A 12,744-nucleotide genomic window follows, 5' to 3' on the forward strand; every position below is an offset into this window, starting at 1 on the left:
AAGGCTTCTCCTATACGGCAATAAGCCATAAGAAGAAGCCTTTACATTGCCATGATTTTGAGTTAATTGTACCGTGCATGCATGCGGGCTATACATCGGTCATGATTGATGCTTCCATGCACGCTTTTGAGGAAAACGTAAAGAGGACGAAAAAGGTCGTTGAAATAGCAAAAGCCCTGGGATTCATGTTAAAGCAGAACTGGGAAAAGTCGGCGGGGTAGAAGATGATATTGTGGTTGAAGAAGCGGATGCTATGTTGGCGAATTCGAAGGAATGTGCAGAATTTATTGAATTGACGGGAGTTCCTACATTGGCTCCAGCGATTGGTACGGCACACGGGATTTATAAAGGTGAACCGAGGATTGCCTTTGACCGGATTGCCGAGATCGCGAGGAGCGTACCGGTTCCACTTGTATGGCATGGGGGCTCCGGAATTCCTGCGGAACAAGTGAAGCAATGAGAATGATCAGGGAAAATCTCCGCTCTGCAGGCTGCACTAAATCTCTCGCGTCAGAGGCGATAGCCACAATCTGCCTGGCTGCACGAAGAAAACCTGCAAAAATACATGAATTTGCGTCCTAAATCGCTGGCGAAGCTGAATTCCTGCAAAAGTACAGGCTTTTCACCGAATAGATGGACTCCGGTTCACTCTCAGCGAAAATTCCTGCGCTTTTGCAGGTTTTTCACCAAAATAAACCAATTTCAAAGAAAAAACCTGCACTTTCGCAGGTTTTCTCTCTGTCAGGCTGATTCCTGACCAGTTGCGCAGTTCCATAACATGCGCTAAGAGAGGCGCGTGCCCGGAAAAAGCGGCTGTCCCCCTAATTAGGGTCGGGCAGATTAAAGAGCGAAAAAGTTTCCGCTCTTTTCTTTTGCCGGGAGCGGAGCTTGGTATACCGAGCCCTCGAAAATTGCCATCTCAGCCCTGCAGCGGGAGTTCTCTAACCCAAGAGGCGATGGAGCGGATATCGTCGGGTGTGGTACGGCAGCAGCCGCCGATGATCCGGGCTCCCTGGTTGTACCATGTTTGTGCGCTGTCGCCGAAGCACTGGTCATCGGATGTCCCTTGCCAGCTCCGTGTGACCGCAACGTATTGCTCGCCGGAGTTGGGGTATACCAGAATCGGCTTGGAGGTATGCTGGCGGATTTCACGAATAAGCTCCGCAATGTATTGGGGCGATGTACAGTTTACGCCTATGGCCGCGATTTGATCGCAGCGGTCCAGCCATTCGGCGCATTCGCCAATGGTGTCCCCATTGCTGATATGTTGTCCATCCTTGGCGCTGAAGCTGACCCATGCGTATGCATCAGGAAATTGCTGCAGCGCGGCGGCAATTGCTTTGGCTTCCGTCAAGCAGGGGATGGTCTCGCATGCCAGAAGATCGGCTCCGGCTTCCAACAATGCTTTCATACGAGGACGATGAAACTCAGTAAGCTCCTGTTCGTTCACCGAGTAGTCCCCGCGATACTCCGAACCGTCCGCCAAATAAGCCCCGTAAGGGCCGACTGAAGCGGCCACTATCGGTTTCGGCCTGCTGTTTTTATGCTCCCATGCCTGCCAAAAACGATTCCTGGCCTCTACGGCAAGGCGCACCGAAGATTGAATAAGCGCAACCGCTTCCGCTTCGCTTAAGCCGCGTTGAACAAAGCCGCCAATCGTTGCCTGATAGCTGGCGGTAATGGCGCAGTCGGCACCGGCCGCGAAATAGTCGAAATGAACCTGCTCTATGACACCGGGGTTCTCAAGCAGGATTTTGGCGGACCACAGGGAATCGTTGATGTCGCAGCCGCGGCGTTCCAGTTCTGTGGATAAAGCGCCGTCCAATATCATAACGGGAAACCGGTCAAAAATATGTCGTATCGGGTTCACTATCTACACCTCACCAATGGACAGAATATGAACCATCGTAACAAATATTTATACAATATACAATATATAAAAGAATAAAAAAACCAGCATAGCGGCTGGCCCGATGTACTGATTTTTCTCATTCTAAATCATATCCGTATAGTCGATTTTCCAATGTACGTTCTTGATGAACGCTTCAACTCCTTGCGCATCCTTCGCTTTGAAATATTGGATGATTTGCCTATGCTCTTCATTCATCTGGGAAAGGACGGAAAACAATTTTTCCTTGTCGCTGCTCAAATAAATTTGTCTTACAAAGCTTTGCTGCAGCGAATGCAGCAGTTCGACCAGGGAGCTGTTGTTGCATTTCAAATGGTATACATGATGAAATTGATTTTGATAAAGCTGATACTCGGAGTAATCCTGCTGCTGAATGGCAAGATCGATTTTATCGACCAATTGGACCATTTGGGCAATGTCCTCGTTTGTGAGATGCGCGGCGGCCAATGAAGCGGCCAATCCATCGAGCGCGGCGACAATTTGGAAGACGTCCAGCTTCTTCTTGGTATCCAGTTCCTTGACGATAAAGCCTCTTCGCGGCATGTTTTCGAGCAAATTTTCCGATGCCAGTTGAATGAGCGCTTCTCTGACCGGCGTACGGCTGACGCCGAGCTTTTCACAGATGGAGGCCTCATTTATTTTCTGATTGGGAAGAAGGGAGCCGTTCTGGATTTTCTCCGCAATATAATTGTAGACGTGATCCTTCAAAGATTGATAGCGGTTGGCCGAAATGATCATTCACCCTCTCATGAAATTACAAATAATACAATATACGATATACGTAAGTTCTACGATCCATAGTAACATTGTGAATAGCTATATTCAAGTAGAGTCAAACCGATTTGAAAACGCTTTATTTTTTTGTTGATTTTCAAAATACAGCGTGCTATGATCTAAATCACAGAGAATATAGTATATTGTATACAAATTTGCAAAAGCTAAAATTACCCTATGTATCGGGAAAAGGCTGTGTAATGAACATATGTTGTGCGCTATTTTGTATACAATATATTTTAAAACATTCAAAACATAAGCGAGGGTGAGCGACGTGCGAGAGGAATGCGATATGCAAATAAATATGGGAACGAAGGCGGTATGGGCCGGGGAGAGAGATTTTAGAGTCTACGGGGCAACGCAAGTCCCGGTGATGATGAGCGTTGCTTACGATTATGAAGATGTGGACGAATGGTATGAGGTGGCGATGGGTCATAAACCGGGCTATACGTATAATCGGATGTCCAACCCGACGGTCCGCTCCTTGGAAGAGAAGGTAAGGCTGCTGGAGGGAGCCGAGAATGCGTACGCTTTTTCCTCGGGTATGGCGGCGATTAGCAGCACATTGTATACATTTTTGAAGCCCGGTGACCGGGTCGTGTCCGTTAAGGATACGTATGGGGGAACGAATAAAATTTTCACGGAATTTCTGCCGCGTATCAATGTGCAGGTGACACTCTGCAATACGGGAAATCATGAAGAAATCGAAGCGGAGATAGCCAAAGGCTGCCAAGTGGTTTATCTCGAGTCCCCGACGAACCCGACGTTGAAGATAACGGACATCCAGCGTTTGGCTAAGGCTGCAAAAGCCGTAGGCGCATTGGTGATGGTAGACAATACATTTGCTACGCCAATTAACCAAAATCCGCTTCGCCTCGGTGTCGACCTGGTCATCCACAGTGCGACCAAATATTTGAGCGGACATGCGGATGTGCTGGGCGGCGTCGTGTGCGGGTCCGAAGCGCTGATGGAGAAAATCTACCATTATCGCGAGATTAATGGGGCGACATTGGATCCGTGGTCGGCCTTCCTCATCATCCGCGGGATAAAAACCCTTCATCTGCGCGTACGGCAGCAGGCGCAAAGCGCGATGGCGATGGCGAAGTTTCTGCAGCGGCACCCGCTCGTGGAGAGCGTGAATTACCCGGGTCTCGAAACGCATCCTCACCATGATATCGCCAAGCGTCAGATGAAAGGGTTCGGCGGCATTCTGAGCATTGTGCTCAAGGGCGGGATGGAGGCCATCAAGCTGCTGCTCCTCAAGCTGCAGTATGCGAATCGGGCCGGCAATCTGGGGGCGGTCGAAACGATATACGGGCCTGCGAGAACGACCAGCCATGTGGAATGTACCTTGGAGGAGCGTCAAGCGCTCGGGATTTCGGAAGGCTTGCTGCGGATTTCGGTCGGCATCGAGGATACCGAGGATTTGATTGCGGATTTGACACAAGCATTGGCTTATGTAGAGGCTCAAATGCCGGTTAGCGTTCACAACAAATAGGGGGAGAACAACGATGGAAATGAAAATCGCGCTGCTTGGATTCGGGGTTGTCGGTCAGGGATTGGCTGAAATTTTGCAGGAAAAAGGACAGGAGCTGGCGGACAGCCTCGGCTTCCAAGCCAAAATAGTCGCTATCTCCGATTTGATGAAGGGAGCCGTGTACCATCCCGACGGGATTCAGATCGCGGAAGCGCTCCGCGCCGTCAAGGAGACGGGCAAGCTGGATGCTTATCCGGAGACGCCCGGCCTGATTCGGGGCTTGGATAGCTTCAAGACGATTCGAGAGACGAACGCGGATACCGTCGTGGAACTTACTTTTACGGATGTCAAGACGGGTCAACCGGCTATCGATCACTGCCGCGCGGCGTTCGAATGCAAGAAGCACGTGGTCATGAGCAACAAAGGCCCTGTGGCTCTTGCCTACCAAGAGCTGTCGAAACTGGCGCGCAGCAATGGAGTCCGTTGGGGCTATGAGGGTACCGTTATGAGCGGAACCCCGGCTCTCCGGATGCCGATTACTACGTTGGCCGGCAATCGGATCGATGAGATCAAAGGGATTTTGAACGGGACGACCAACTACATGCTGACCCGGATGGAGGAAGGGATGAGCTATGAGGAGGCATTGTCCGAGGCTCAGTCGTTAGGTTACGCCGAAGCGGATCCGACCAGCGATGTGGAAGGCTACGACGCTCAATACAAAATTACGATTCTCAGCAATATCGTAATGAATGCGCCGCTCGAGAGAGAGGATGTCCCGTGCGAGGGGATCAGCAAGCTCACCCAGGCGGACATTCGGCGGGCGAAAGCGGAAGGGAAACGGTGGAAGCTGATTGCCCGGTGTTATCGCGAAGGCGAACGCCTCCTGGCCAAGGTAGGCCCGGAAATGGTGCCGCTCGATGATCCGCTCGCCGGTGTCGGCGGTGCCGTCAACGCCATCACTTATTATTGCGATCTGGCCGGCCCGATCACCTTGATGGGAGCGGGAGCGGGGCGCAAGGAGACAGGCTTCTCCATCCTGATCGATCTTATCAATATTCATCGCAACCAATTGTAGTATGCGCATCAGTCAATGACCGCTATCAATAGACAAAAGGATGAGGTGCTGTAGATGATATTGGAAACGATAGCTAAGAAACATCAAATGTATTTGGCCGGACAATGGGTGTACCGCGAAAATACGATGCCGGTTTGCGATCCTCAGGATAACCGCTTGATTGCGACCGTACCGGCCGCTTCCCGGCTTGACATGCTGTATGCCATCGAGGAAGCGAAGGAAGGATTTCGCGTCTGCTCCGAGCTGCCGACCCATGAGCGTATGGCCATTTTGCACCGGGCTGCGGACTGGGTCCACGAAAACCGGGAGCTTTATGCGACTATCATCGCATCGGAAGGCAGCAAGACGATCCGCGAGGCGCGCAAGGAAGTCAGACGGTGCGTAGAAACGCTGCGCATCAGCGCGGAGGAAGCAAGAAGGCTGAACGGGGAGACGATTCCGTTCGACCAAATGCCCGGAAGCGAGCACCGGCTCGGATACTATTACCGTTTTCCTGTCGGAATCGTCGGGGCGATTACCCCGTTTAACGATCCGTTGAATTTGGTGGCCCACAAAGTGGGGCCGGCGATCGCCGCGGGCAACGCCATTATCGTAAAACCGGCGCCGGCCACTCCGTTAAGCGCTCTCATGCTTGCGGAGGCTTTTGATAAAGCGGGACTGCCGCACAAAGTACTGTCCGTCATTACGGGGAACGCCGCGGAAATCGGGGAAGTGCTGGTAACCCATCCGGAAGTGAGAATGATCTCCTTCACAGGAGGGTTTGCAACCGGCAAATTGATTATGCAAAAGGCCGGCCTGAAAAAAATGAGCATGGAGCTGGGCTCCAACTCGCCGGTCATCGTTTTGAACGATGCGGATGTGCATGAGGCGGTGGAATCGAACGTATCCGGCGCCTTCTGGGCCGCAGGGCAAAATTGCCTCGGCGTCCAGCGCATTTATGTTCAAGAGGAACTGTACGATACGTTCGTCGCCCGATTCGTGGAGAGAACCCGCCGGTATAAAGTCGGGGATAAGAGCCTGGAAGATACGGATATGGGACCTATGATCAACGAACTGGAAGCGAGGCGCGTGGAAAAATGGGTGCAGGAGGCTGTGGACAGCGGAGGCAAGCTGCTCTGCGGAGGCAAGCGCGACGGCGCTTTCTATGAGCCTACGGTTATGGTGGACGTGCCCAAAGATTGCCGGATCGTGAAGGACGAAGTGTTCGGCCCGGTGGTCACGATCTTCAAGGTGGCGAATCTGGAGGAGGCGGTCCAGCAGTCCAACAGCGTTGATTTCGGCCTGCAGGCAGGTATTTTCAGCCGCGATATCGATAAAGTTTTTCAGGCGGTACGCAAGCTGGATGTGGGGGGCGTCATGGTGAACGACAGCTCGGATTACCGCATCGACGCCATGCCGTTCGGCGGAGTGAAGAGCTCCGGTATCGGCAGAGAAGGCGTGAAATTTGCCCTGATGGAAATGACCGAGCCGAAGGTCGTTTGTTTCAAGATATCTCAGTAAGCGGCTTCATATTTTGGGCTGTAGGGGAGAAGAATCATGGCTATACGGATGGAGAACGATTTTTTAGGGGAAAAAGAGGTGCCGGCCGAAGCCTACTACGGCATACAAACGATCCGCGCCTCCGAAAATTTCCCTGTCACCGGTACGCCGGTGAATAAGCATTTGATCCTCGCTTTAGCCGAGATCAAGAAGGCAGCGGCGCTAGCCAATATGGCGACGAACCTGCTGCCCCGGACCATCGGCACGGCTATCGTGCAAGCCGCGGAGGAGGTCATCGAGGGCAAGCTCTCCGACCAATTTATCGTCGATGCCATTCAGGGAGGCGCAGGCACCTCCATCAATATGAACATGAACGAAGTATTGGCTAATCGAGCCCTGGAGCTCATGGGCAAAGCCAAGAGCGATTACTTTCATTGCTCGCCGAACGGTCACGTGAACATGGCCCAATCCACGAATGATACGGTACCTACGGCACTCCGGATTGCCGCTTACCGTCTGGCCCGGAACTTGATCGATACGCTGGATTCGCTGGAATCGGTGCTGCTTCACAAGGCCAAACAATTCGACGGTATCATCAAAATGGGACGCACCCACCTTCAGGATGCCGTGCCGATACGGCTGGGGCAGGAATTCGGCGCTTATGCCCGAGTCATCGGCCGGGATAAAGCAAGAATTCAAATGGCGGCACGGGGCCTTCTCCGCATTAATCTGGGGGCCACGGCCGTAGGTACGGGCTTGAATGCCAAGCCGGAGTATATCGCTTTAGCCTGCTCGTATTTGGCGGAGCAAACGGGCATCCCCGTCCGGCCTGCCGACGATTTGGTGGATGCCACGCAAAATACGGATGCTTTTACCGAGCTTTCCTCAACCTTAAAAATTATGGCGGTCAACTTGTCGAAAATATGCAATGATATCCGTCTGATGGCTTCCGGCCCGATGACGGGACTGGGAGAGCTTCGGCTCCCCCCGAGACAGCCGGGCTCCTCGATCATGCCCGGCAAGGTAAACCCAGTGCTGCCCGAAATGATCAATCAAATTGCCTTTCAAGTGATCGGCAACGACCATACGATTTGTTTGGCATCCGAGGCAGGACAATTCGAACTTAATGTGATGGGACCCGTAATCGCTAGTAATTTGCTTCAATCCCTGTTAATCTTAACTAACGGATTGGCCGTATTTCAAAGGCATGCTTTAGCAGGGATCGAAGCGAATGAGGAACGCTGCAAGTCTTATGTGGACAAGAGCTTCGGCGTCATTACCGCTCTCAACCCCCACCTCGGTTACGAAACGGCGGCCCGAATCGTGAAGGAAGCGCTCCAAACGGGACAAACCATTAGACAGATCATTTTGGAGAGGCAACTGCTGACCGAGGTTGAATTGGAACAAGTACTGAATCCTTATGAAATGACGACACCGGGAATTGCCGGTTTTCAATACTTTGAAAACTTGGAAAAGGGAGCGAACAGAGGATGAACAACACGAGCGACAGCACTCAAAACAATTTGAAACGCACAATGAAAAGCAGGCATTTATTCATGATTTCTCTCGGGGGAGTTATCGGAACGGGTTTATTTCTTAGCACAGGGTACATTCTTAATCAAGCGGGTCCCGGAGGAGCCATTCTCTCTTATTTGGTAGGCGGCCTGATTATGTATTTGGTCATGCTGTGTCTCGGAGAATTAAGTGTGGCAATGCCGACTACAGGCTCATTTCCGGCCTACGCGACCAAATTTATCGGACCCGCAACAGGCTTCACGATCGGTTGGCTGTACTGGCTGACCTGGGTGGTCACGGTAGGCTCCGAGTTTACAGCGGCCGGACTGCTTATGCAGCGGTGGTTTCCCGATATTTCCGTATGGGTCTGGAGCGCAATTTTCGCCGTTTTGCTGTTTGCTCTGAACGCGTATTCGGCCAAGTTTTTTGCGGAATCCGAGTTCTGGGTTGCTGGCTTTAAAGTTATTGTTATTGTTTTGTTTATCATATTGGGCGGGGCGGCCATGTTCGGACTGCTTCCGATGAAAGACCAGGCGGCTCCGATGCTTCACAATATTTTGGATCAAGGCGGCTTGTTCCCGAACGGGTTATTGCCGGTGCTGTTCGTTATGATTTCCGTTAACTTCGCTTTCTCGGGGACGGAGCTTATCGGGGTTACGGCCGGCGAAACGGAAGACCCGGATAAAAGCATCCCGAGATCGATTCGTACGGTCGTATGGCGGACGATGGTTTTCTTCATTGGCGCCATCATCGTGCTGGCAGGTCTTATTCCCTGGAAGGAAGCCGGGGTTATCGAGAGCCCGTTCGTACTCGTTTTTGAAAAAATCGGTATTCCTTATGCCGCCGATATCATGAACCTGGTCATTTTGACGGCTCTCCTGTCGGTAGGAAATTCCGGACTTTATGCCTCCACGCGGATGCTTTGGGCGCTTTCCCAGGAGAGTATGGTCAGCCCTTGGCTCGGCCGGGTAACGAAACAGGGCATTCCGTTTAACGCGTTGATTGTCAGTATGATGGTAGCCTGCTTGTCGTTGCTTTCCAGCGTTTACGCGGCGGATACCGTTTATGTCGTTCTCATAGCTGTTTCCGGCTTTGCCGTAGTGGCGGTATGGATGGGAATCGTCGCATCCCAATTCATGTTCCGCAGACAATTCCTTAAGCAGGGCGGCAACCTGAACGATCTGAAATATAGGACGCCGCTATACCCGATTGTACCGATCGCTGCCTTCATCCTGTGCTTGGCCTCTTGCATCGGCTTATACTTCGACCCTGCCCAACGCATCGCCTTGTATTGCGGAATTCCTTTTGTAGCGGCATGCTATCTTATTTACTATGTAAAGAACAGAAAAAAAACGCTTAATAAGGGGTGAGCTTGATGGCGGGAATGGCAAGAGGAAGCACAACGATTGTAATAAGGCTGGAAATGAGAAAAGAACTGGTAGCTTTCGGCCGCATTGCAATGGCTATCGGACAAGCGGGGGGCGATATCGTTGCGGTCGATGTCGCACAATCGGGCAAAGCGAAGACGATCCGGGATATTACCGTACAAGTGGGCGATGACAGCCTCACAAACGAAATTGTAAGCGCAATCAAAAATTTGGAAGGGGTACAGGTCATCCATGTTTCCGATCAAATTTTTCTCTCTCATCTGGGCGGGAAAATAGAAACGGTCCCCAAAATCGCGATCAAAAACCGCGAAGATCTTTCGCGGGTATATACCCCAGGGGTAGCGCGGGTGTGCATGGCGATCTACAACGATCCGCCCAAAGCGCACTCGCTTACGATCAAAAGAAACACGGTCGCCGTCGTTTCGGACGGATCGGCCGTGCTGGGGCTCGGGAACATCGGCCCGGAGGCCGCGATGCCCGTCATGGAGGGAAAAGCCATGCTGTTCAAGCAAATGGCGGGTGTCGATGCATTCCCGATTTGTCTCGACGCGCACAGCACCGAGGACATTATTCACATTATTAAAGCGCTCGCCCCTACGTTCGGGGGCATCAATTTGGAGGATATATCCGCTCCGCGCTGCTTCGAAATCGAACGGAGGCTGATCGACGAGCTGGATATTCCGGTGTTCCACGATGACCAGCATGGGACCGCTGTCGTCATTCTGGCGGGTCTGCTCAATGCGGCGAAGGTCGTCAAAAAGGATTTGACCCGCTGCAAAGTGGTCGTTTGCGGTATCGGTGCGGCCGGCATTGCCTGTACGAAGATGCTGCTGGCTTTGGGGGTAACCAACCTCATCGGGGTGGACCGGGAAGGTGCGATTGCTCGGGGGCAGCATTACGATAATCAGGCTTGGCAGTGGTATGCCGATCATACGAATCCGCAAAATTTGAAGGGACCGCTGAGTGAAGTTATCCGAGGAGCCGATATTTTCATCGGCGTGTCGGGTCCCAAAGTGCTGAGCGCCCAAGATGTGAAACATATGGCGGCGGATCCGATCGTATTTGCGATGGCGAACCCGACGCCCGAAATTATGCCGGAGGAAGCCGCGCCGTACGTGCGTGTTATGGCAACCGGCAGATCGGATTTCCCGAACCAGATTAATAACGTGCTGTGCTTTCCCGGACTGTTCCGAGGCGTGCTCGATTGCCGCGCTTCCCGGATAACCGAAGAAATGAAGCTGGCCGCCGCGAAAGCGATTGCCTCCGTCGTTAGCGATGAAGAACTGGATGAGTCCTACATCATCCCAAGTGTGTTTAATCAAATGGTCGTGGAAAAAGTACGGGAGGCCGTCATCGACGCGGCCTATCAATCCGGGGCCGCCAGACGGAACATGATGCGGGAATCTGCGAAGGAAGACGCCGCGGTCTTATCTGCAAGCGGTGGGTATGCATGAATGAGCATATAAAGAATGGTGCGGCCATCACCCTGGGCTCCGCCATTATGGGTTTTGGCATCAACTATTTTAATACGGCGAATGGTCTGGCGGAGGGAGGCATTACCGGTGTCAGCCTGCTGCTGAAGTACATGTTCGGCTGGGAAACGGGGATTACGAATTTCCTGATGAATCTCCCGTTGTTCTTTATCGGCTGGAAGGTGCTGGGACGAAGAGCTTTTCTTTACACGGTTTTTGCCACACTGATGTTTTCTTTATTCGTATATATGTTTAAAAATATTCATTTTGCCATGCACGACCTGCTGCTGGCCTCTCTATACGCCGGCGCGACAGTCGGAGTAGGCTTAGGCATCGTCTTCCGGTACGGAGGGACCAGCGGAGGAACGGATATTATTGCCCAGATGCTGAAAAAGGTGTTCGGCTGGCCGATCGGCAGGACCGTGTTTTTGTTCGACAGTATTACGATTGTGCTCTCACTCATCTATTTGGACAGAGAACGTGCGATGTACACGATCGTCGCTGTTTTTATCGGCTCCAGAGTCATCGATTACGTGCTGGAAGGAACGCTAAAAGGCAAAGCGGCTATTATTGTGAGTCGTCGGGCGGAAGAGATTTCCGCACGAGTTCACGATGAGCTTGAAAGAGGTACGACCTTTTTGTACGGCAAGGGCGGCTACAGCTATGATGAGAAAACGATTATTTACTGCGTAGTCGGCCGCTCCGAAATTAGCAGGTTGAAGAAGCTGGTCCATACGATCGACCGGGAAGCTTTTGTCACAGTAAATGATGTGTTCGAGGTTTTCGGAGAAGGCTTTAATCCGATGCACGAAAAAGGATAGTTGGAGATTTGCGGAAGTAAGCTGACGGTTTCTGCGCGGCGGCCTTCCGCTTTTTTTTGTTCAAAAACCGCGGTGCACTTATTTTCTTATCTCCGCTTACACCAAACAAACTGTAAATACATATAAATGCCTATAAAGTTTTTCATTGCTCATGTAAAGAGGCGAGTATAATTATGGTTTCGTATATGGATTACACATCACCGTCAGCTCAATTCGCATTTGATGTCAATACCAGTCCCTTGTTTATAAAGGATAAAAACAATTTAATTAACGTACTAGGCATCCAACAGTTAAATACATTGGAAAATGTGTCCTTGCTGGACATTTTTTTAAGCGCTAATAACGTTGTGGAACCTCACTATCACCAAAATGCAGCCGAGTTAGTCTATTGTATTTCCGGAGCTGCGACTGTATCGATGTTGAACCCCTTTACCAAACAAATTCTCAATTACTCCATTACACCGGGACAGGTTGCCAACGTTCCGCAAGGTTGGTGGCATTATGAGATAGCGACAACGGATAAAACACATCTTTTGGCCATTTTTAACGCACCGACTCCAGAGGTGATTTTAGGTTCCGATCTGCTCAAATTTACTCCTGCAAATATTATGGCACATACGTATTGTCTTGACGAAAATCAATGGAAACAAGCAATCGCCCCCGTACAGCCTACAACATATATCGGTCCATATAAAAATTGCAATAGTAAAAATGAAAATATGCCCCGTCGCTCCAATCTACAGTATCAACAACTACCATATAGTCACCATCAACAGCGCCAAAATCCATATATATCCAGGCGCAATCCATATTGGGGCTAGTTCATAAGGGAGG

General features: G+C 51.3%; 9 protein-coding genes and 2 pseudogenes. 9 read left to right on the top strand and 2 right to left on the bottom strand.

Annotated elements, in window-relative coordinates; genetic code table 11:
- Positions 1-44: 44 nt before the first annotated feature.
- A pseudogene (locus AC6RNO_RS14310) lies at positions 45-457 on the top strand (class II fructose-bisphosphate aldolase); the annotation flags it as partial.
- 462 nt (positions 458-919) lie between these two features.
- Here the strand turns inward: AC6RNO_RS14310 and mmuM are convergent.
- Both mmuM and AC6RNO_RS14320 read right to left on the bottom strand, forming a co-directional pair.
- On the bottom strand, positions 920-1,870 hold the full coding sequence (mmuM, locus tag AC6RNO_RS14315; RefSeq protein WP_497105819.1) for a homocysteine S-methyltransferase: 951 nt from the start codon (positions 1,868-1,870) through the stop codon (positions 920-922).
- A 123-nt stretch (positions 1,871-1,993) separates the two neighbouring features.
- A complete protein-coding gene (locus AC6RNO_RS14320; protein ID WP_474681848.1) occupies positions 1,994-2,647 on the bottom strand; it encodes a GntR family transcriptional regulator in 654 nt (217 codons plus the stop codon).
- A gap of 328 nt (positions 2,648-2,975) precedes the next feature.
- Here AC6RNO_RS14320 and AC6RNO_RS14325 point away from each other — a divergent pair, with 328 nt between their 5' ends.
- The 8 genes and pseudogenes from AC6RNO_RS14325 to AC6RNO_RS14360 all read left to right on the top strand — a co-directional run bounded on the left by AC6RNO_RS14325 (position 2,976) and on the right by AC6RNO_RS14360 (position 12,731).
- Entirely contained in the window at positions 2,976-4,181 is a 1,206-nt protein-coding gene (locus AC6RNO_RS14325; protein WP_497105820.1) for a cystathionine gamma-synthase family protein, read from the top strand.
- Between the two features lie 10 nt (positions 4,182-4,191).
- A pseudogene (locus AC6RNO_RS14330) lies at positions 4,192-5,235 on the top strand (homoserine dehydrogenase); the annotation flags it as partial.
- Between the two features lie 54 nt (positions 5,236-5,289).
- Positions 5,290-6,735, top strand: coding sequence for an aldehyde dehydrogenase family protein (locus tag AC6RNO_RS14335; protein ID WP_488436177.1), 1,446 nt, complete (start codon positions 5,290-5,292; stop codon positions 6,733-6,735).
- Positions 6,736-6,771: 36 nt separating this feature from the next.
- Complete coding sequence (gene aspA / locus AC6RNO_RS14340) at positions 6,772-8,208, top strand: aspartate ammonia-lyase (RefSeq protein WP_497105821.1); 1,437 nt, start codon at positions 6,772-6,774, stop codon at positions 8,206-8,208.
- Positions 8,205-9,599 carry an amino acid permease gene (locus AC6RNO_RS14345; RefSeq protein WP_474681844.1) on the top strand — a complete coding sequence of 465 codons (1,395 nt, stop codon included), beginning with the start codon at positions 8,205-8,207 and terminating at the stop codon, positions 9,597-9,599. Before aspA ends, AC6RNO_RS14345 begins: the two co-directional genes overlap by 4 nt.
- Positions 9,600-9,604: 5 nt before the next feature.
- Positions 9,605-11,071 (top strand): NAD-dependent malic enzyme, encoded by a 1,467-nt coding sequence (locus AC6RNO_RS14350; RefSeq protein ID WP_488436175.1) that lies wholly within the window; start codon positions 9,605-9,607, stop codon positions 11,069-11,071.
- Positions 11,068-11,910: a YitT family protein gene (locus AC6RNO_RS14355; protein WP_474681842.1), complete on the top strand. Its 843-nt coding sequence runs from the start codon at positions 11,068-11,070 to the stop codon at positions 11,908-11,910. The genes AC6RNO_RS14350 and AC6RNO_RS14355 overlap by 4 nt, the downstream gene beginning before the upstream one ends.
- Before the next feature lie 173 nt (positions 11,911-12,083).
- On the top strand, positions 12,084-12,731 hold the full coding sequence (locus tag AC6RNO_RS14360; RefSeq protein ID WP_474681841.1) for a cupin domain-containing protein: 648 nt from the start codon (positions 12,084-12,086) through the stop codon (positions 12,729-12,731).
- Positions 12,732-12,744 lie beyond the last annotated feature (13 nt).

It is taken from the genome of Paenibacillus sp. sgz302190 (genome assembly GCF_059820445.1).